Origin of the sequence: Caballeronia grimmiae (genome assembly GCF_022879615.1) — a bacterium.
Lineage (GTDB): Bacteria > Pseudomonadota > Gammaproteobacteria > Burkholderiales > Burkholderiaceae > Caballeronia > Caballeronia grimmiae.
Genome location: NZ_CP084272.1, coordinates 566,180 through 584,027 on the forward strand (window position 1 = coordinate 566,180; position 17,848 = coordinate 584,027).

Annotated in this window: 22 protein-coding genes; 13 read left to right on the forward strand and 9 right to left on the reverse strand. The window is 65.0% G+C overall.

The genetic code is table 11. From position 1 onward, the window contains the following. Positions 1-10: 10 nt before the first annotated feature. From LDZ21_RS16205 to LDZ21_RS16240, 8 genes are all read left to right on the forward strand, one after another. Complete coding sequence (locus LDZ21_RS16205; protein ID WP_035964189.1) at positions 11-166, forward strand: cytochrome c oxidase subunit 2A; 156 nt, start codon at positions 11-13, stop codon at positions 164-166. Positions 167-170: 4 nt separating this feature from the next. Then, positions 171-737 (forward strand): cupredoxin domain-containing protein, encoded by a 567-nt coding sequence (locus LDZ21_RS16210; RefSeq protein ID WP_244795813.1) that lies wholly within the window; start codon positions 171-173, stop codon positions 735-737. Further along, a complete protein-coding gene (locus LDZ21_RS16215; protein WP_244795814.1) occupies positions 727-2,352 on the forward strand; it encodes a b(o/a)3-type cytochrome-c oxidase subunit 1 in 1,626 nt (541 codons plus the stop codon). The genes LDZ21_RS16210 and LDZ21_RS16215 overlap by 11 nt, the downstream gene beginning before the upstream one ends. Continuing rightward, positions 2,349-3,152, forward strand: coding sequence for a c-type cytochrome (locus LDZ21_RS16220; protein WP_244795815.1), 804 nt, complete (start codon positions 2,349-2,351; stop codon positions 3,150-3,152). The genes LDZ21_RS16215 and LDZ21_RS16220 overlap by 4 nt, the downstream gene beginning before the upstream one ends. Positions 3,153-3,333: 181 nt before the next feature. Continuing rightward, entirely contained in the window at positions 3,334-3,510 is a 177-nt protein-coding gene (locus LDZ21_RS31315; RefSeq protein ID WP_309775504.1) for a GNAT family N-acetyltransferase, read from the forward strand. Positions 3,511-3,745: 235 nt separating this feature from the next. Next, on the forward strand, positions 3,746-4,789 hold the full coding sequence (locus tag LDZ21_RS16230) for an NAD(P)/FAD-dependent oxidoreductase (protein WP_244795816.1): 1,044 nt from the start codon (positions 3,746-3,748) through the stop codon (positions 4,787-4,789). 15 nt (positions 4,790-4,804) lie between these two features. After that, positions 4,805-5,515 carry an extensin-like domain-containing protein gene (locus LDZ21_RS16235; protein WP_244795817.1) on the forward strand — a complete coding sequence of 237 codons (711 nt, stop codon included), beginning with the start codon at positions 4,805-4,807 and terminating at the stop codon, positions 5,513-5,515. A gap of 109 nt (positions 5,516-5,624) precedes the next feature. Further along, a complete protein-coding gene (locus LDZ21_RS16240; protein ID WP_244795818.1) occupies positions 5,625-6,227 on the forward strand; it encodes a hypothetical protein in 603 nt (200 codons plus the stop codon). Between the two features lie 37 nt (positions 6,228-6,264). On the opposite strand, the gene LDZ21_RS16245 is transcribed toward LDZ21_RS16240, so the two are convergent. After that, the gene (locus LDZ21_RS16245) at positions 6,265-6,609 is read right to left on the reverse strand and encodes a hypothetical protein (protein ID WP_244795819.1); all 345 of its coding nucleotides are present in this window, start codon (positions 6,607-6,609) and stop codon (positions 6,265-6,267) included. A 203-nt stretch (positions 6,610-6,812) separates the two neighbouring features. Between LDZ21_RS16245 and LDZ21_RS16250 the strand changes: the two genes are divergently transcribed. The 3 genes from LDZ21_RS16250 to LDZ21_RS16260 all read left to right on the forward strand — a co-directional run bounded on the left by LDZ21_RS16250 (position 6,813) and on the right by LDZ21_RS16260 (position 8,590). Continuing rightward, on the forward strand, positions 6,813-7,436 hold the full coding sequence (locus tag LDZ21_RS16250) for an OmpW/AlkL family protein (protein WP_404980920.1): 624 nt from the start codon (positions 6,813-6,815) through the stop codon (positions 7,434-7,436). A gap of 185 nt (positions 7,437-7,621) precedes the next feature. Further along, entirely contained in the window at positions 7,622-8,146 is a 525-nt protein-coding gene (locus LDZ21_RS16255; RefSeq protein WP_244795820.1) for a hypothetical protein, read from the forward strand. A gap of 42 nt (positions 8,147-8,188) precedes the next feature. Then, positions 8,189-8,590, forward strand: coding sequence for a GFA family protein (locus tag LDZ21_RS16260; protein ID WP_244795821.1), 402 nt, complete (start codon positions 8,189-8,191; stop codon positions 8,588-8,590). 20 nt (positions 8,591-8,610) lie between these two features. On the opposite strand, the gene LDZ21_RS16265 is transcribed toward LDZ21_RS16260, so the two are convergent. Next, positions 8,611-9,621: a zinc-binding alcohol dehydrogenase family protein gene (locus LDZ21_RS16265; RefSeq protein WP_244795822.1), complete on the reverse strand. Its 1,011-nt coding sequence runs from the start codon at positions 9,619-9,621 to the stop codon at positions 8,611-8,613. A gap of 182 nt (positions 9,622-9,803) precedes the next feature. Here LDZ21_RS16265 and LDZ21_RS16270 point away from each other — a divergent pair, with 182 nt between their 5' ends. Continuing rightward, positions 9,804-10,637 carry an NAD-dependent protein deacetylase gene (locus tag LDZ21_RS16270; protein WP_244795823.1) on the forward strand — a complete coding sequence of 278 codons (834 nt, stop codon included), beginning with the start codon at positions 9,804-9,806 and terminating at the stop codon, positions 10,635-10,637. Here LDZ21_RS16270 and LDZ21_RS16275 read toward each other — a convergent pair. Continuing rightward, positions 10,634-11,887, reverse strand: coding sequence for an aminotransferase class V-fold PLP-dependent enzyme (locus tag LDZ21_RS16275; protein WP_244795824.1), 1,254 nt, complete (start codon positions 11,885-11,887; stop codon positions 10,634-10,636). The genes LDZ21_RS16270 and LDZ21_RS16275 overlap by 4 nt on opposite strands. Before the next feature lie 250 nt (positions 11,888-12,137). On the opposite strand from LDZ21_RS16275, the gene LDZ21_RS16280 reads away from it, so the two are divergent. Continuing rightward, on the forward strand, positions 12,138-13,694 hold the full coding sequence (locus LDZ21_RS16280) for a methyl-accepting chemotaxis protein (protein ID WP_244795825.1): 1,557 nt from the start codon (positions 12,138-12,140) through the stop codon (positions 13,692-13,694). A 329-nt stretch (positions 13,695-14,023) separates the two neighbouring features. Here LDZ21_RS16280 and acuI read toward each other — a convergent pair whose 3' ends face one another. The 6 genes from acuI to LDZ21_RS16310 form a co-directional block, all read right to left on the reverse strand. Beyond that, positions 14,024-15,007, reverse strand: coding sequence for an acrylyl-CoA reductase (NADPH) (acuI, locus tag LDZ21_RS16285; RefSeq protein ID WP_244795826.1), 984 nt, complete (start codon positions 15,005-15,007; stop codon positions 14,024-14,026). Positions 15,008-15,091: 84 nt separating this feature from the next. Beyond that, entirely contained in the window at positions 15,092-15,529 is a 438-nt protein-coding gene (locus LDZ21_RS16290; protein ID WP_244795827.1) for a PRC-barrel domain-containing protein, read from the reverse strand. Positions 15,530-15,691: 162 nt separating this feature from the next. After that, positions 15,692-15,907 carry a hypervirulence associated TUDOR domain-containing protein gene (locus LDZ21_RS16295; RefSeq protein ID WP_244795828.1) on the reverse strand — a complete coding sequence of 72 codons (216 nt, stop codon included), beginning with the start codon at positions 15,905-15,907 and terminating at the stop codon, positions 15,692-15,694. A gap of 53 nt (positions 15,908-15,960) precedes the next feature. Then, entirely contained in the window at positions 15,961-16,383 is a 423-nt protein-coding gene (locus tag LDZ21_RS16300; RefSeq protein WP_244795829.1) for a DUF1810 domain-containing protein, read from the reverse strand. A gap of 29 nt (positions 16,384-16,412) precedes the next feature. Next, the gene (locus tag LDZ21_RS16305; RefSeq protein ID WP_244795830.1) at positions 16,413-17,369 is read right to left on the reverse strand and encodes an aldo/keto reductase; all 957 of its coding nucleotides are present in this window, start codon (positions 17,367-17,369) and stop codon (positions 16,413-16,415) included. A gap of 59 nt (positions 17,370-17,428) precedes the next feature. Then, a complete protein-coding gene (locus LDZ21_RS16310) occupies positions 17,429-17,782 on the reverse strand; it encodes a winged helix-turn-helix domain-containing protein (protein ID WP_244795831.1) in 354 nt (117 codons plus the stop codon). Positions 17,783-17,848: the final 66 nt, after the last annotated feature.

The following is a 17,848-nucleotide window of genomic DNA, read 5'->3' on the forward strand; positions in this document are numbered from 1 at the left end:
CGACGACACCATGAATGAAGATCCCAACGAAGACGCAGTCGACGAAATCGTGAGAAGCGGCCCCGGCGGGGCGCTCGCGGTCGCGGCCGTCGCGACGGCCATCGTCATCGGAAGCTGGTTCGTCTTTTACTTCGCCGTGTTCCTGCCGCGCGGCGTCATTCAGTGAATTTATGGCCATCAATCCGCATTCACACGAAGTCGCTGAGCGCGTCGAAAAACGCTGGGCGATGCTCGTCATCGCGATCGTCGTCGTGCTCGTGGCCATGGTGGTCTACACGGGCCTGCACTGGGCGATGATGCCGCCGTCGCGCGTCGAAACCGTGCGGCCCGAAACGCTGCACGTGTCGGGCGAATTCATCGAAAGCAATCTCGGCACGGCTCCAGAAGCGGACGGCTCGGTGACGGTGCGTGTCGTGGCGCAGCAGTACTCGTTCACGCCGCAATGCCTGCTCGTGCCCGCCGGTGTCCCGGTCACGTTCCGCGCGACGAGTTCCGATGTCGTGCATGGCTTCCTCATCACGAAGACGAACATCAATTCGATGCTGGAGCCGGGGTATGTGTCGACCTTCAAGACCACGTTCGACCAACCCGGCGACCACCTGATGCCGTGCCACGAGTTCTGCGGCGTCGGACATCACGGCATGTGGGCGCATGTGAAGGTGATCGATCGCACCGAGTTCATGCAGATGGCCGACAAGCTGCCGGCCGATTCGCGGAGACTGTCCTGTGTTAAATAGCAAGCGCCTCATCCTCGCGCACTTCTGGCTTGCGTTCATCGCGTTCGGCGTCGCGCTCCTGCTCGGCGCGTGGCAAATGTTCGCGCGCAGCCCGCTTTTCGCGGGGCTGCAGAATCCCGAGATCTACTATCGCTCGGTGACGGCTCATGGTTCCGCGATGGGCTACGTCTTCCCGACGCTCATCGCGATGGGCTTCGGCTACGCGGTGACGGAACTGTCGCTCAAGCGCGCGCTCGTGGGCTTGCGCTGGGCATGGATCGGCTTCTGGCTCGTCGCGGTAGGCTCCGTCATGGCGATGATCCCAGTGGCGATGGGCCTCGCCTCTGTGCTCTACACGTTCTATCCGCCGATGATCGGCAGCGCGTTCTATTACCTCGGCGTGGTGCTCGTCGTGGTCGGATCGTGGATCTGGGTCGCGCTGATGTCGGTGAACCTGCACGCATGGAAGCGCGACAATCGCGGCAGGACCGTGCCGCTGCCGATGTTCGCCACCGTCGCGGGCGCTTATTTGTGGGGCTGGACGGCGGTGGGTGCGGCGATCGAAGTGCTGTTCATGATCTTGCCGGTCGCGCTCGGCTGGAAGTCCACGATCGACGCCGGCCTCGCGCGCGTGTTCTTCTCCTGGACCCTGCACGCGATCGTCTATTTCTGGCTGATGCCCGCGTATATCGCGTATTACACGATCATCCCGCGCGCCATCGGCGGACGCCTCTATAGCGACGCGATGGCGCGCATCTCGTTCATTCTCTTCCTCGTGGTCTCGATGCCGATCGGCATTCACCACCTGTTCGCCGATCCGCAAGTGGGCTCGGGCTTCAAGTTCATGCATTCGGTGTTCACCGCGCTCGTCGCCGTGCCGACGCTTCTGACCGTGTTCACCATCTGCGCATCAGTGGAGATCGCGGCGCGGCTGCGCGGCGGCAAGGGCGCGTTCGGCTGGGTCAAGGCGCTGCCGTGGAGCAATCCGATGATGCTCGCCGTCGCGTTCTCGTTCGTGATGCTGGGCTTCGGCGGGGCCGGCGGCCTTATCAACATGAGCTATCAGCTCGATTCGACCGTGCACAACACGCAATGGGTCACCGGGCACTTCCACCTGATTTTCGCGGGCGCGATCGTCATCATGTACTTCGCGATCGCCTACGATCTGTGGCCGCATCTCACCGGGCGCGCGCTGCAAAGCATCCGCCTGATGCGCTGGCAACTGTGGCTGTGGTTCATCGGCATGATCGTGCTGACGTTCCCCTGGCATTACACCGGCATTCTCGGCATGCCGCGCCGCATGGCGTTCTATGACTACGGCGATCCGCAGATTGCGCATCAGGCGGCATCGGTCATCATGTCGGTGATCGGCGGCTTCATTCTCGTCGTGTCGGCGGTGCTGTTCTTCGTCGTGCTGATACGCGGACATCGGGCGCCGCAGGTGAGCGTCGAGCAGTACACGTTCAGCCGCGCGGTGCACGAGCCGCGCACGATACCGGTCGCGCTGAACAGCTTCGCGCTGTGGCTTGCGCTGATGATCGGCCTCACGCTCGTCAATTACGGCTATCCGATCGCGCAGCTTCTCGCACGCTCGGATACATCGGTGCCGGCCGTTCCGATCGGAGCGCAGCGATGAGCGACGAGCGCCTCTTCACCTTCCGCAATCGCTGGTTCGCGACCAGCGTGCTCGGGACGATCGGCATCGCGGCGGTATCGGCGGTGATCGGGTTCGTGTGGCTGCCGTCCGTTCAGCGCGATGCGTCGTTCACCGGCATCTGGAACGCGATCTGCAGCGCCGCGGGCGTGCCGCGCAACTGGTATTCGGGCGATACGAACGTCGAGCCGAAACGCAAGCTCAGTGCTGTCGAAGTGACGCCGCAACTGCTCGTGAACGCGAGCGCGAATTCGATCGGGCGCGGTGCGACGCTCGCCCTGCGATGCACGATGTGTCACGGCGAACGCGGCATGAGCGAGGCAAATTCGCCGAATCTCGCGGGGCAGTATGCATCGGTCATCTACAAGCAACTGATCGATTTTCAGACGGGCGCGCGCAACAACGCGGTGATGTCGCCGATGTCCGTCAACCTGAGCGATCAGGACATGCGCGATCTTGCCGCCTATTACGCGAGCCTGCCGAGGCCACCCGCGCAGCGCAAGGTGAGCGATGCGCTCGCGCCGACGATCGTTTCGCACGGTGCGCCGATGCGCAACATCGCGCCGTGCGCGGCGTGTCACGGCGGCATCGACAACAAGGCGGGCAGTCCGTGGATCGATGGCCTGCCGGCGGCTTACACCAAGTCGCAATTAATCGCGTTCGCCAACGGCACGCGCACGAACGACATCAACGAAGTCATGCGCAACGTCGCGCGCAACATGACGCCCGAAGAAATCGACGCGGCTTCGAACTACTATGCGCGAGAGTTGACGAAGCAGTGAGCATGGCGTTCGTTATCCGATGCGGGCGGCCGTCGCTGCGGCGGTGACGGAGGCCGCTTTTCTCGATGCGCCGCATTCGAGCCGTAACGAGCACTTGATCGTCGATGCGCTTCGTGCAGCCGGGTGCTTGTCCGTCGATGATGGCGCGGTCGCCGGTGCTGATCGACGGCCGCGATGAACGATGGTTCGGACTCGGGCCGCTTTCGGTCGCGCCGATGCGTCAGCGGCAGGCACCGGCAGCGCGCTGGCACGAGGCGCGCTCGCGCGGTTGCGGGCGTCGGGCGCGGCGGGATGCGTCGTCCTCGGCGATCCCGCGTATTACGCGCGCTTCGGCTTTCGCACCGAAGGAGGGCGCTGATCCTGCCCGACCTTCCCGCGCCGTACTTCCGGGCGCACCGATTCCACGGCGCGACGCCCTCTGGCATCGTCGCTTTCGACGCCGCATTGAACGCCGCTAGCTAAAGCGAGCAAGCAATTGCCGCTTGGCGGGCAGGGGCTTCGTTGCCCGGTGCGAACGCTTTCTGTATCGTGACCGAAGAATGCTGTGCAAAAGCGAAACGGCATGCACAGCCGCATTTACGGAAAACGATCACATGGAACCACAAAGCAGCCTCATTCGCACCGACGTACTGATCATAGGCGCGGGCCCCGTGGGCCTTTTTGCGGCGTTCGAGGCGGGCGTCATCGGGCTTTCGTGCCATATCGTCGATGCGCTCGGGCGTATCGGCGGGCAATGCATCGAGCTGTATCCTGACAAGCCTATCTACGACATTCCCGCTATTCCATCATGCACGGCGCGCGAACTCGTCGATCGTTTGATGACGCAAATCCGGCCGTTCGATGTGCCGATCCATCTTTCGCAGCGCGTGCAGACGGTGGTTCAGCGCGAAGATCATCGCTGGACCGTGTACACCGAGCAGGGCCTCGTATTCGACGTGGCTGCCATTCTGATTGCGGCGGGCAACGGTGCGTTCGTGCCGCAGCGCCTGCTGGTGCCGCAGGCTGATGCGCTCGAAGACCGCGACGTGCATTACAGCGTGCCGCGCATCGATGACTTCCGCGATCGCGACGTCGTGATCGCGGGCGGCGGCGATTCGGCGCTCGACTGGGCGCTCGCGCTATGCGGCGTCGCGCGCAAGCTGACGCTCGTGCATCGGCGCAACGGATTCTCAGCGGCGGCGGCATCGGTGGCGGCGATGAAGAGCAAGGTCGAAGCGGGCGAGATGGACTTCGTCGTCGGCATGATCGATTCGCTCGACGCCCCTGAAGACGCGCTGCGCGCCGTGCGCATCAAGCACATCGACGGGACGACGGACATCCCCGCCGACAAGCTGCTCGTGCTGTACGGGCTGGTCGCGGATCTCGGGCCGATCGGCGAGTGGAACCTCGATATACGCGGCGGGCGCATCGAAGTTGATACTTCGAACTACGAATCGTCGCGTCCGGGCATCTTCGCGGTCGGCGATATCGCGCAGTATCCGAACAAGCAGAAGCTGATTCTGTCGGGGTTCCACGAGGCGTCGCTTGCGTTGCGCAAGGCTTATACGTATGCGTATCCCGACAAGAAGCGCATGCATGTCCATTCGAGTTACGACGCCAAACTCGCCGAACGCGTGCAGGCCAGTGCAGCCGGATAAAACACGGTGCCGGCGATGATCGCGCGAATCGCCGGATGGCTGTTGTTGCTGGCGTTCGTCGCGGCGCTGGGCTTCGGCTATGCGGTGTATTCGCGGCGCATCGCCGTTCCCGAGCGATACGATCCGTTCGCTCCGCTCGATGTGCGCGCCCCGCGCGGCCCGCTCACCGCGTACAAGCTCTGGCGCACGACGCATGACGCGCAACTGTGCGATGCCGCGCTCGCGCAATCCAGCTTCGCCTATCGGCCGATGGCCGATACGACCGGCGCAGGCGGCTGTGAACTGAAAGACGTGGTGCGCGTCTCGCAGTCGGAAGACGTGCGCTTCAGCGCGCCTTTTCTCGCGACGTGTCCGCTCGCGGTCGGCATGGCGTTCTTCGAGCGTCAGTATCTTCAGCCCGCAGCGATCGAAGTGTTCGGCAACCGCGTCGCGCGCATCGAGCATGTCGGCAGCTATGCGTGCCGCAACGTGAATCATCAGAAAGACGCGGCGCGAAGCCAGCACGCGAGCGCGAACGCTATCGACCTGACGGGCTTCGTGCTCGCGGATGGCCGGCGCATCACGCTCAACGACTGGAACGACGCAGGCTCGCTCGACGCGGACTTTCTGCGCCGCGTCCACGAAGGCGCGTGCCGTTCGTTCGATACGACGCTCGGTCCCGACTACAACGCGCTGCACCGAACGCACTTTCACGTGGACATGGGACCGTATCGAATCTGCCGATGAAACGCGTCACGTGGCGCGCGGCTTCAGGTTCGCTAGAATCGTCATGAATGCGGCGCTCGAGCATGACCGGCGCTCGCCCTTGTTCACCCTTTACGAAACGGAAGAGCGAATGACGAAAGAGGCCGCCACGCAAGAACCCTACGAACGCCGCGCACTGCTGCTGCATCTCGGCGATGTGCTGGAGACGGTCTTCTGCCTGAGCCAATGCGCCGACGATTACGCGAGCATCGGCGATGCGGTTCGCGGCAACGACGCGCTCGCGAGCTTCACGCTGCTCGGCTTCGTCGATCAGCGCATGACGCCGCGCGATTTCATCCGGCGCGCATCGGGTGCGTTCTTCATCTGGCCGAAGGCGCTGCTCGACGAAACGCTCAATCGCCCGATGCTCGCGAGCACGGTCAAATCCGATCTCTTCGCTGACAACGCGGCGGGCTGGCGCTCTTACGTCGAAGAGCGGCGCGCGGAAGTGCCGTGGTTCGGCGAGGACGTGCCGGAAGTCGCCGAGAGTGCCGCCCCTGCGCATCCGGCGGTGCTTGAATCGACGGCATCGCCATCGCCATCTTCAACGCCCGCGCCAGCGCCATCGGCCGAAGCGAAGACGGAGGCGACTGCGCCTAAGCGCAAGCCCGTTGAGCCGAGCGTCAAGAAGGAAGTGAACGCGAAGACGGAGCCGTCGCGCTACGCGACGTGGCCCTGGCCGGACAAGAAGTAAGCGCAAGCGGCAACGCGCCGCTTGCATCGATCAAGGCTCAGGGCTTCTTGCCCATGCTCCCCGCATCGGTGTCGAAGCCGATGCCATTGGGCCGCTTCGGCGGCGGCTCTTTTCCCGCCGATGTCGTTCCCGGGTCCGTTTTCAATGCACCGCTTGCGGCAGTAGCCGCATGGCCCGGCGGCGTGACGTTGCGTTCCTGATAAGCCGGCGTGCTGTCGGTATCGAGCCGGCTTGGCTTCGGTGAATTCGGTTGCGTTTGCTGCTGCCCGGACGGCTTCGGCGTCGGCGTGGCCGTCGGATTCTGTGCGCTCGCGGTCATCGCGAAAGTACCGGCGACGACCATCGCCGCGATGCCGCCGAGCATTGTCGATATGGGTCTCATCTCGTCCTCCCTATGTTCTGCGGTTTGTTGTTTCGAAGCAAACACCGGTCCTGCCGCGCACATTGTTTGTCGTAGCGCAATGTTGCGCGTTGTGCGTCTATCGGCTGAAACGGTGTTTTGTCGGCCATCAAAAGCTGGTTCGCTTGCCCCCCGGACAATCAGGCTTTCAACGGGGAAAGCAAATGAGAAGAAGTCTCGGAGCAATGTTTCTGGCCTGCGCGGCACTCTTCGCCGGTACGGCGCATGCGGACAATGGCCTATCCAGTGTCGATACGACGGGCGGCATCCACGCCGGCGATGTCCTCGTGCGATTGCGCGCCATCAGCATTCAGCCGCAAGTCAGCGCGGGCGGCGCGCTCGGCTCGCTGGGCGTCGATGTGAACAACGCGATCGTTCCCGAGCTCGACTTCACGTACATGATCCGCGATGACATCGGCGTCGAACTCATCCTCGGGACGTCGCGGCATCAGGTGACGTCGAATATCGGCGGGCTGGGCGGCGTCGGGGTGCTGCCGCCGACGCTGCTGCTGCAGTATCACTTCAATCATCAGGGACGCGTGCGGCCCTACGTCGGCGCGGGCCTCAACTACACGTACTTCTATAACGACAAGCTCAAGGCCGGCGATACGCCCGTATCGATCAAGCGCAGCAGCTTCGGCCCCGCGCTGCAGGCGGGCGTCGACGTGCAGGTGACGAAGGCGCTCTTCGTCAACGCGGACCTCAAGAAGATCTGGATGCGCACGAGCGCGTCGGCGGGTGGGGCCGATCTCGGATCGCTCAAGATCGATCCCTGGGTGCTCGGTCTGGGCGTCGGCATGAAGTTCTGACGCGGCGCTTTTCCCGGTAAGACGAATTTGGCGGAAGAAGCCGGTGCTTCTGGCGTGGCGCGCGCAACGGCGAGCACGGTATCCTTGAAAGCAGGCCCGGCGCAGGTTCGCGGCCGTTCGCTGAATGGCGAACGGCGGGCGGGACTGCAACGACTAAAAACACCGCATCGGGGAAACGCACGCCAATGAAACCTTCCATCTACGCGGGATTCGCGTTGCTTGCGGTGTCCTGCACCGCGCTCGCACAGCAGCCGTTGACCTTGCCCGGCCGCAGTCAGAGCACCTGGCAACAGTCTGTCGACACGGCCGCCTGCTACGCCTTTGCCAATCAGACGACGAAGGTCAACGTAGCGCGCGAATCGCAGACGCCGCCGAAGCACAGCGCGACGGAAACGCGCACGCTGGCTTCGCCGCGTCCGGTCGAGCCGCCGCTGCCAGCGGTTCCGTCAGGCGCGCTCGCCGCATCCGGCGCTTCGGCTGCCGTCGCGGCGTCGGGCGCTTCGGCCGCGGTGGCTGCGGGCGCATCCGCGCCGCACGGCGCATCGGCGGCGATGCCGTCGTCGGATGTGGCGATGCCTTCGGGTGCATCGGATGCCATGCTCGGCGGCGACATGAAGATGCCGCCGCTGCCGCCGCCCGAACCGCCCATGGTCCGCTACTGGCGCGCCTATGGCGACTGCATGCAGGGCAGAGGGTATTTCGTGCGCTAAGGGCGGGTTATCCTGCGAGGGCGGCAACATCGGGAGCCCCGCATGAACCGAACGCCGATTCACCAGGGACACTGCGCATGCGGCGCAGTCACCGTGAGCGTCCTCGCGGAGCCGAAGGACGTGAATCTCTGCCACTGCATGACGTGCCGCCGCATCCACGGCGCGCCGTTCGCCGTCTATGCCATCTTCGAACGCGATGCGGTGGAAGTCAGTGGCGACACCATCGCCTGGGCAAGCTCGCCGACAGGCAGGCGCCATCATTGCGCGGCCTGCGGTTCGCCCATCTATCTCGTCTTCGACGGCGTGCCTGAGATCGAAGTGCCGGCTGGCATCTTCGAAGAAGTCGGGCTCTATCCGCCCGCTTATGAAATCTGGTGCAAGACGGCCGAGCCGTGGCACGACGCTCAGGGACGGCCACGCTATCCGCACAGCCGCCCTGACTAACGCCGTTCAGCCGCGGGACTTCAGCATTCGACGATCGCCTTCACCACTCCCGCCTTCGGATCGAGCAGCGTCGAGAACTTCTCGGGCACGTCGTTGAGCGTGAGGCGGTGCGTGTTCAGCGCATCGGTCGGGACCTTGCCCGCGCGCATCGCGGCGAGCACGGTTTCGAAGTCCTCGGGCGTCGCGTTGCGGCTCGCGAGCAAGGTCGCTTCGCGCTTGTGGAATTCGGGATCGGCGAACGAGAGACGATCCGGCACGATCGACACCAGAACGTACTTCCCGCCATGCGCGATGAACTCGAAGCCGCGCTCCATCGCGCGCGGATTGCCGGTCGCATCGAAGACGACATCGAAGAACTCGCCGTTCGTCAGTTGCGACAGCTCTTCCTTGTCGCGCTCGCCGATCTGCACCGTGGCATCGACACCCAGTTCGCGACGGCAGAACGCCAGCCGGTCTTCGCGCGTGTCGAGCGCCGTGACGTTCGCGCCCCGCAGCCGCGAGAAGGTGATCGCCGCCATGCCGATCGGCCCGGTGCCGACGACCAGCACGCGCTGGCCCGGCTGCACGTCCGCGCGGCGCACCGCGTGCGCGCCGATCGCCAGAAATTCGATCATCGCGGCCTGATCGAGCGTGACGCCTTCCGCCTTGTGGACGAATTGCGCGGGCAGGTTCAGATATTCGGTGAACGCGCCGTCGCGATGCACGCCGAGCACCTGGATGTTCACGCAGCAATTGGTCTTGCCCTGACGGCACGCGACGCACTTGCCGCACGAGAGATAGGGCATCACGTAGACGGTGTCGCCCGCCTTGAGACCGCTCGATGCATCCGCTTCCTCGATCACGCCGGACAACTCGTGGCCCATCACGCGCGGATACGACAAGAACGGCTGATTGCCGGTGAAAATGTGCAGGTCCGTGCCGCACACGCCGACGCGCTTCACGCGCAGCAGCACTTCGTTTTCGCCGCGCTGCGGTTTGTCGCGCTGTTCGGCCTTCAGGGTTCCGGGGGTTTCGCAGATGACGGTCAGCATCGTGGGTCTCGTTTCTGTGTGAGGGCGGGGAAGCGTATCAATCTATCGGTGTGACGGAGTTTGGTCAAGCCAGTTATTCCCCTGATGCAACTGGTAAGGCCACTTAGGGGGCGACCCTCCGCCGAGCGCGCCCGCGCATTTGACCGTATATTTTCACGATACTTCGGCCTCAGGGACCGCACGTGCTTTCACTTCATGACTTCGTCGAGCGCCATCCGCGGCTCTTCGTGCTTTCCGGCGCTGGCATCAGCACCGAATCCGGCATTCCGTGTTATCGCGATCGCGAGGGCCAGCGCACCGGCCGCGCGCCGATCATGCTCAAGGACTTTCTCGATTCCGACTACGCGCGCCGGCGATACTGGGCGCGCAGCATGATCGGCTGGCCGGTGGTGGCGAATGCGCAGCCGAACGCCGCGCATCATGCGGTGCGGGCGCTCGCGGCGCGCTCGCGGGTGCATCGCCTGGTGACGCAAAATGTCGATGGACTGCACACGCGCGCCGGCAATCCCGACGTGATCGAGCTGCACGGCAACATCGGCCGGGTGCGCTGCATGGCGTGCGGCGCGCGGCACGAGCGCGCGGCGGTGCAGCGTCGGCTCGAAGCGGCGAATCCGGATTTCGCCGGCTACACGGCGCCCGCGGTTCCGGATGGCGACGCGCTGATCGAAGACCTCGACTTCGCCGCCTTCGATGTCCCAGGCTGCGCGCATTGCGGCGGCATGCTGAAGCCCGATGTCGTGTTCTTCGGCGAGAGCGTGCCGCGCGAACTGGTCCACGACGCCGCGAGCGCGCTCGACGCGGCGGACGCGATGCTCGTCATCGGCTCGTCGCTGATGGTGTATTCGGGCTTTCGTTTCTGCGAATGGGCGGCAAAGCGCGGCAAGCCGATCGCGGCGATCAACATCGGCAAGACGCGCGCCGATTCGCTGCTCGCGCTGAAGGTCGAAGCGCCTTGCTCGGAGGCGCTGGGCGAACTGATCGAGCGTCTCGACGCGCGGGCCGCAGCGGTCCGCTAACCCGCTTCGCGTGCAAGCATAGTCAGCGCTTCGACGAGTTTCTCGACATCGGAGACGCGCGTGAACAGCGCCGGCGTGACACGCACGACTTCGCCCGCGTCCGGCCCCGGCCGCGTCACCGTGAACACGCCGAAGCGCTCGCGTAACGCATCGCACGTGGCTTTCGGCGACTGGCCGTGCAGCCGGAACGCGCTTATTCCTGCTGTCATCGCAGGGCCGTCCGGTGTCAGGATTTGCACCCCCGGCAGCGCGCGCGCAGGTTCGACCCACGCATCGCGCAGCGCGCGCAGACGCGCTTCCTTCGCAGGCGCGCCGATTCGCTCATGCAATTCCAGCGCCGCCGGCAGTGTGAGCCACGCCGCGAAGTTCGGCGAGCCGGTATGCACGCGCGCGCGGATGTCGCCGGCGGGCCAGGTGCGGTCGCCCAGATAAGGATCGATGGCGTCGACATGGCCCCGGCGGATATACATCGCGCCACAGCCGAGCGGCGCGCCGATCCACTTGTGCAGATTCAGCGCGGCGAACGGCGCATCGAGCGACGGCACGTCGAAATCGAGCATGCCCCAGGAATGCGCGGCGTCCGCGATGACGTCCGCGCCCGCATTCTTCGCCATCGCCGCGATATTGGCCACGGGCGTGACGAGCCCCGTCGCAAAGCAGACATGCGACAGCAGCACGAGCCGGGTGCGCGGATGCGCGCGCAGCGCCGCGGCGTAAGTGTCGATCACGCGTCGATGGAATTCGTCCTGCGACGCGCCCGGTTCGGGGATCGTGATCCGCACCGGCGTGACGCCGCGCCGCTCGCGCAACCATTCCATCGCGTCCTTGCCGCAGGGGTAATCGAGGTCGCTATAGAGCACCGTGTCGCCGGGCGCGAGGCGGTTGTAGCCGCTGATGAGCGCGAGCAGCGCCTCGGTTGCGTTGCGCGTCAGCTCGATCTCGTCGACGCCGCAGCCCATCGCCGCGGCTGCGCGCTCGCGCAGGCCATCGTGGATGGCGGACCAGTGCCGGCGCACCAGCGTCGTCGTTTCGTAGTTCACACGGTCGGTCCAGTAACGGAACACCGACTTGACCGGCTCGGTCATCGCGCCCCAGTAGCCGTTTTCGAGATTGACGAGCGCATCCGACTGTCGATACAGGCCGCGCACGGCGTCCCAATAGGATTCGTCGCCGGCGAGCGCGGGTGCCGCGGGAAGCGTGGCGATGGCGGCTTCGAATTCCGGGGTGCGGATGTCGAGCAAATCGGACATGTGCTGTTGTCTGGAAGAGGAAGTCGCTCAGTATCGCCGAAACTCCGAAGCGCCGATGCGCAGAAGCGAAGGTTGGACAAATTCTGTTCTTTCGCGCGGTGAGGCATCAAGAGCGACGCGAACGCGCCGTAATAGGGAAAAGAAGAGCGTCCCGCGTTCCCGTACAGGCAAACGTTACCGCATGCGGTTGCGCGCGTCCGGGGACGACCGGCGCCAGTCCATTCCGACCCATCCAGGGAAAAGGCCACAAGTGAATCTGCAGAACGTTACGATCAAGAACAAGCTGATTGCCGGCTTCGGCGTGCTCGCCGTCCTCGTCATGGCGGTCGCAGGCATGTCCCTGCACGCGCTGTCCGTCGCCACCGACAATTTCTCGCACTATGTCCACGGCATCACCGCGCGGGCGAATATGGCGGTCCAGGTGCGCACGGCCGTCGACCGTCGCGCGATTGCGGCGCGTAATCTCGTGCTCGTCACGAAGCCCGCCGATATCGACATGGAAGAGGCCGAAGCGCTCCGCGCGCACGACGACGTCAAAACGCGCCTGAAGCAACTGGACGACATGATCGCGGCCGCGCCCGACGCGGGCCAGCAGGCGCGCAGTATGGTCGCCGAAATGATGCGCGTCGAGGCGCTCTACGGGCCGGTCGCGACGGACATCGCGAATCTCGCGCTCTCCGGGCATCGCGAGGAAGCCATCGTCAAGCTCGACGAAGCCTGCCGGCCGCTGCTCGCGCAACTGGTGAAGGCCACGGACGATTACCTGACCTACACGGACCACCGCCGCGACGAGATGGTCCGCGCTTACGAGGCGAACTTTCGGACCCAGCGCAACATGCTGATCGCGCTCTGCACGCTCGGCGCGCTCTTCGCCGTGCTCGCGGGAATGGCGATTACGCGTTCCATCACGGCGCCGATCGGCGTTGCCGTCGACATCGCGCAGACGGTGGCGCGCGGCGATTTGCGCAGCTGCATCGATGCACGCAGAAAGGACGAAACCGGCGACCTGTTGCGCGCGCTGGCCGAGATGAACGCGCGCCTGACCGAGACCGTCGGCCGCGTGCGTGAGAGCAGCGGTGCGGTCGGCGGTGCCGCGAAGGAACTGGCGAGCGGCAACACGAACCTGAGCCAGCGCACGGAAGAGCAGGCGGCATCGCTCGAGCAGACGGCGGCGAGCATGGAAGAATTGACGTCGACGGTGCGTCAGAACGCCGAGAACGCGCAGCAGGCGAGCGCGCTGGCGTCGAATGCGTCGGAGGTGGCGAGAAAGGGCAGCGATGTCGTGGACCGCGTGGTATCGACGATGCAGGGAATCAGCGCCAGCTCGACGAAGATCGCGGAGATCACGGGAATGATCGAGGGCATCGCGTTCCAGACGAACATTCTGGCGCTCAACGCGGCCGTGGAAGCGGCGCGGGCGGGCGAACAGGGACGCGGCTTTGCGGTCGTTGCGAGCGAGGTGCGCAGTCTGGCGCAGCGTTCATCGACGGCGGCGAAGGAGATTCGCGAACTGATCGCTAACTCGGTGGATCAGGTGCGCGGCGGATCGACGCTGGCGGGCGAAGCGGGCAACACGATGAGCGAAGTCACGAAGGCAATCGCACGTGTGACGGACATCATGGAGGAGATCGCGGCGGCGTCGGCGGAGCAGGGGCGCGGCATCGAGCAGATCAATCAGGCGATCACCCAGATGGACGAGGTGACGCAGCAAAACGCGGCGCTGGTGGAAGAGGCAGCGGCGGCCTCGCAGGCGCTGGAGGATCAGGGGCGCAAGCTGAACGAGGTGGTGAAGGTGTTCGTGGTTTGAGCGCGCGCGGGAACGGCCTGCGAGACACGGCGCGGACGATTTCTTGTCCGCGCCGCGTTTTGAGAACAGGCAGCTACGCGAACAGGCTCGTTGGCGGCCCATTCGCCCGAAGCGAGCCTGTCAGCAGGCGGCAAGGCGTCAATCAGTTCGCCATTGTGTTTGACGAGCGATTTACCAACGCCATAAGCTGGGTTTTTAGACCGGCCTTGGCACACTAGATTCCTCCCGGCTCCGCTGACATAAGCTGAGACCTTTAACCGGCCTCCGCACATGAGGTCTCCGCGCCGCGTTGCTGGAAGCGCGATTCGCCGCCCGAAGCCCGAAACCGATCAACGATTCACGTCGACGACGACGCGCCCCTTGATCTCCCCGCGCAACAACTGTCCAGCGACTTCCACGGCGTGAGAAAGCCCGATCGTCGCAGCGACGCCTTCGATCACCGCCGCCGGCAGCTCATTCGCAATCGCATTCCAGGCCGCCATGCGCCGGGCGCGCGGCACATAAACGCTATCCACTCCCAGCAGCGCGACGCCGCGAAGAATGAAAGGCGCGACCATCGCCGGAAAATCCATCCCTTGCGCGAGTCCGCACGCGGCAACCGCGCCGCCATAACGCAAGCTCGCGCACACGTTCGCCAGCGTGTGACTGCCGACGCAATCGACCGCTGCCGCGAAACGCTCCTTCTGTAGCGGCTTTCCGGGCTTGGAGAGCGTCGCCCGATCGACGATATCCGCCGCGCCGAGTTCACGCAGCCGCACGGCTTCCTCCGGCCGTCCCGTCGACGCGATCACGCGATACCCGCGCTTCGCCAGAATCGCCACCGCGAAGCTGCCGACGCCGCCGTTTGCGCCCGTCACGAGCACGTCGCCATCTTGCGGCGCGACGCCGTGCTTCTCCAGCGCCTGCACGCACAACATCGCCGTATAGCCGGCCGTGCCGACGGCCATCGCCTGTTGTGTCGTGATGCCGGCGGGCAGCGGAATCAGATGATCGCCCGGCACGCGCGCCTTCTGCGCGAGTCCGCCCCAATGCGTTTCGCCCGCGCCCCAGCCGTTTAGCACCACCGCGTCGCCCGGCTGGTAATCCGCGTGCGTGCTTTCCTCAACGATGCCCGCGAAGTCGATGCCCGGCACCATCGGAAAGGTGCGGACGACCGGCGCTTGGCCGGTGATCGCGAGCGCGTCCTTGTAATTGAGCGTCGAATACTCGACGCGCACGAGCACGTCGCCCGAACCCAGCCGCGATTCGTCGATCGACTGCATGGACGCGACCGTGCGGTCTTCTTGTTTGTCGAGCAAGAGTGCGTTGAACATGAACAGATTCCGGTTGGCGATTGAAGGACGGCGATGCGAAAGCAGCGGCGACCCGCGCCGCTGCCCGGACACATCGCGAGCGTATCAATGATGCTCGAATTGCGCGCGCGCGACCGGCGTTGCCTTGACCTTCGTGTACTCGAATTCCGGCAGCGCCTTGATGGCGTCCTTCGTCGCGCCCGCGAGCACGAGCTTGCCGTTCCTGAAGTCGAGTTGCTCGACCGGAATCGCGACATCGTGGCGCGACACGCCGAGGAACTGGTTTGCCGCGATAATCGCGAAAGAGACCGAACGGTCAGGCGCCACGATGATGTCGTGAATCACGCCGACGCGCGCGCCCTGATCGTTGACAACGGGCTTGTTGAGAATGGACTTCCTGACGCTCCATCCGTCGATAATCGCGGTCGATACTTCGACCGACACGCCGAGCGGCTGTGCGCCTGCAACTTGAGCCAAGGAGGGTGTGGAAACGAGGCCAATGGCCGACGATGCGACGAGCGATGCCACGAGTTTCAAGTTCATCTGTTGTTCCTCAAAAGATTTGGCAGACGGTTCTCGACTTGACGCGCACGGTGCTCGCCCACGCTTCATCGGTGAGCAAGCCTGTAGCGCGGTAGCAGTGTGACCGTTTACCGTGGCTTTTGCAGGAAATGTGACGCACCGCACCGGGCGCGGCGGCGAGGCTCAGTGCGAGATTCGCTTCAGCGCGTCGCCCTTGTGCACCGCGTGCTTGCCGCTTTTGTCGCTTTCCACTTCGTAGTGCGGATCGTCGTGCGATGCGTTGATCGTGTGGCCGTCGACCTTGGTGCGCTCGGAAATTACGCGCACGATGCGGCCGGTCGTTTCGCCCTGTGGCGTGTTCCAGCTCACGTGATCGTGCAGCTTGAGGCTGTGACTCATGACGTTTTCCCGGAATGATCGTGACGCTGCAGCTAGCGCAACGGCCGTGCCCGTCAGCGCAGCCGCGCGAGCGTCGCTTCGTCCGGGCGGCCGCCGAAGTATCGGCGCAGGGCTTCGTCGAATGGGGCGGGGTCGGGCGCGCAGCGGGCAAAGAGCGTCATCGACGAATGAAACTTCATGTCGTCGGGATACCCGAAAATCTGGTCGACGCTGCGGTCACGCACGCCATTGACGATGCCAGTCAGCTCGACGAGGCGCGCGCCCAGCACCGGATGCGCGAGATAGGCCTCGGCTTCCGCGCGCGACTGTATCGCGTAATGCTGCGCCATCTGGCTATGCCCGAGCCCCGCGATCTGCGGAAACACGAACCACATCCAGTGCGTGCGTTTGCGGCCGGCCCGGAGCTCGGCGCGCACGTCGTCGATGACGCTGACTTGTGCATCGACGAAGCGTTGCAGGTTGAACGGATCGCTCATCGTATGTCTCCCGTCATGCGTGCGTTCGTTCACGCGACCGCTTGCGCGATGCGCTCGCGCAGCCCCGCATCCGGATAGACGCCGATGCCCGCGTGCACGTTGTCGATCATGTATTCCCGTCGTCCCGTGCCCGGAATCACGCACGTGACGGACGGATGGCCCAGCACGAATTTCAGCAGAAGCTGTGCCCAGCTCGTGCAGCCGAGTTCCGCCGCGAAAGGCGGCAAGCGCCGGCCGCGCAAGCCCGACAGCAGCGAGCCGCCGCCGAACGGCTGATTCACGATGACTGCGACGCCGCGTTCCGCCGCCAGCGGCAGGAGCCGCGCTTCGGCGTCGCGGTCGTTGGCGGCGTAATTGACCTGCACGAAGTCGACGCGCTCGGAGCGCAATATCGCTTCGACCTGCGGAAAGGCACTCGACGTGTAATGCGTCACGCCGATGTAACGGATGTGTCCCGCCGCCTTCCAGTCACGCAGCGTGGCAAGCTGCGTGCGCCAGTCGAGCAGGTTGTGAATCTGCATCAGGTCGATGCGCGGGGCGGCGAGGCGTTGCATCGATTGCCGCATCTGCGCGATGCCTTCGTCGCGGCCCTCCGTCCAGACTTTCGTGGCGATGAACGCCCTGTCGCGCGCGTGAAGCTCCGTGAGCAGCGCGCCGGCGACGGCTTCGGAAGTGCCGTACATCGGCGAGGAATCGATGACCGAACCGCCAGCCGCGAACAGCACGCGCAACACGGCGGCGAGTTCGGCGCGACGGGCGGGATCGTCGCCGACGTCGAACGTGCGCCAGGTGCCGCATCCGACGATCGGCAACGCTTCGCCCGTCGATGGAATCGGGCGCTTGTGCATGGGAGAGGGTTCGGAGGACGCCGCCGGCGAGAGGCGGGGCAATTGCGCATAGAGCGCGGCGCCGGTCGCGGCGCGCAGAAAGCCGCGCCGGGCGGCCTGGGTTCGGTTGCAAGCGGTCGGTTTCGCGGCGCGGCTCATGGCGTCAGGTTCGTTCGCGGTCGAACCTCAGCATAACCCGCCACGCCGGACCGGGCGCGCTACTTCTTCTTCGCTTCTTCCAGACAGGCGGCAAGCTGCTCGAAGTACGCGAGCGCCTTGCGCGTCGGCACGACGGACTTGGTGCGCAGGTCGGCGGCCGTTTCGTCCAGCGTGACGAGGCCTTGCTCCTTGAGCCGCGTGAGCTTGCGATGCACGGTGGCCGGCGCGCCCGCCGTCGAGAGCGCCATGGTCTCGGTCACGGTCAGCGCGCGGCCCGCGTGCCACGCGGCGCTGAGCGCTTCGAGCAGCCGTTCTTCGGCGGCATCCAGCTTCGGTACGGACGGCAAGGCCTGCACCGCCTGCGCGAGGTTCAGGAATCGGAAATAGGCGTCGACAAGGTGTTTATTCGCCATGATCTTGCGCTTCCTTAGGCGCTGCGTTTCGTTGCTTTGCGGGTGCGGCTCATCATACTCGTTCGC

Bases quoted from the DNA above. Each gene is read 5' to 3' on its own strand.
- LDZ21_RS16205 (WP_035964189.1), top strand. From the start codon at position 11: ATGAATGAAGATCCCAACGAAGACGCAGTCGACGAAATCGTGAGAAGC.
- LDZ21_RS16210 (WP_244795813.1), top strand. From the start codon at position 171: ATGGCCATCAATCCGCATTCACACGAAGTCGCTGAGCGCGTCGAAAAA.
- LDZ21_RS16220 (WP_244795815.1), top strand. From the start codon at position 2,349: ATGAGCGACGAGCGCCTCTTCACCTTCCGCAATCGCTGGTTCGCGACC.
- LDZ21_RS31315 (WP_309775504.1), top strand. From the start codon at position 3,334: ATGGTTCGGACTCGGGCCGCTTTCGGTCGCGCCGATGCGTCAGCGGCA.
- LDZ21_RS16230 (WP_244795816.1), top strand. From the start codon at position 3,746: ATGGAACCACAAAGCAGCCTCATTCGCACCGACGTACTGATCATAGGC.
- LDZ21_RS16235 (WP_244795817.1), top strand. From the start codon at position 4,805: ATGATCGCGCGAATCGCCGGATGGCTGTTGTTGCTGGCGTTCGTCGCG.
- LDZ21_RS16240 (WP_244795818.1), top strand. From the start codon at position 5,625: ATGACGAAAGAGGCCGCCACGCAAGAACCCTACGAACGCCGCGCACTG.
- LDZ21_RS16245 (WP_244795819.1), bottom strand. From the start codon at position 6,609: ATGAGACCCATATCGACAATGCTCGGCGGCATCGCGGCGATGGTCGTC.
- LDZ21_RS16250 (WP_404980920.1), top strand. From the start codon at position 6,813: ATGTTTCTGGCCTGCGCGGCACTCTTCGCCGGTACGGCGCATGCGGAC.
- LDZ21_RS16255 (WP_244795820.1), top strand. From the start codon at position 7,622: ATGAAACCTTCCATCTACGCGGGATTCGCGTTGCTTGCGGTGTCCTGC.
- LDZ21_RS16260 (WP_244795821.1), top strand. From the start codon at position 8,189: ATGAACCGAACGCCGATTCACCAGGGACACTGCGCATGCGGCGCAGTC.
- LDZ21_RS16265 (WP_244795822.1), bottom strand. From the start codon at position 9,621: ATGCTGACCGTCATCTGCGAAACCCCCGGAACCCTGAAGGCCGAACAG.
- LDZ21_RS16275 (WP_244795824.1), bottom strand. From the start codon at position 11,887: ATGTCCGATTTGCTCGACATCCGCACCCCGGAATTCGAAGCCGCCATC.
- acuI (WP_244795826.1), bottom strand. From the start codon at position 15,007: ATGTTCAACGCACTCTTGCTCGACAAACAAGAAGACCGCACGGTCGCG.
- LDZ21_RS16290 (WP_244795827.1), bottom strand. From the start codon at position 15,529: ATGAACTTGAAACTCGTGGCATCGCTCGTCGCATCGTCGGCCATTGGC.
- LDZ21_RS16295 (WP_244795828.1), bottom strand. From the start codon at position 15,907: ATGAGTCACAGCCTCAAGCTGCACGATCACGTGAGCTGGAACACGCCA.
- LDZ21_RS16300 (WP_244795829.1), bottom strand. From the start codon at position 16,383: ATGAGCGATCCGTTCAACCTGCAACGCTTCGTCGATGCACAAGTCAGC.
- LDZ21_RS16305 (WP_244795830.1), bottom strand. From the start codon at position 17,369: ATGAGCCGCGCCGCGAAACCGACCGCTTGCAACCGAACCCAGGCCGCC.
- LDZ21_RS16310 (WP_244795831.1), bottom strand. From the start codon at position 17,782: ATGGCGAATAAACACCTTGTCGACGCCTATTTCCGATTCCTGAACCTC.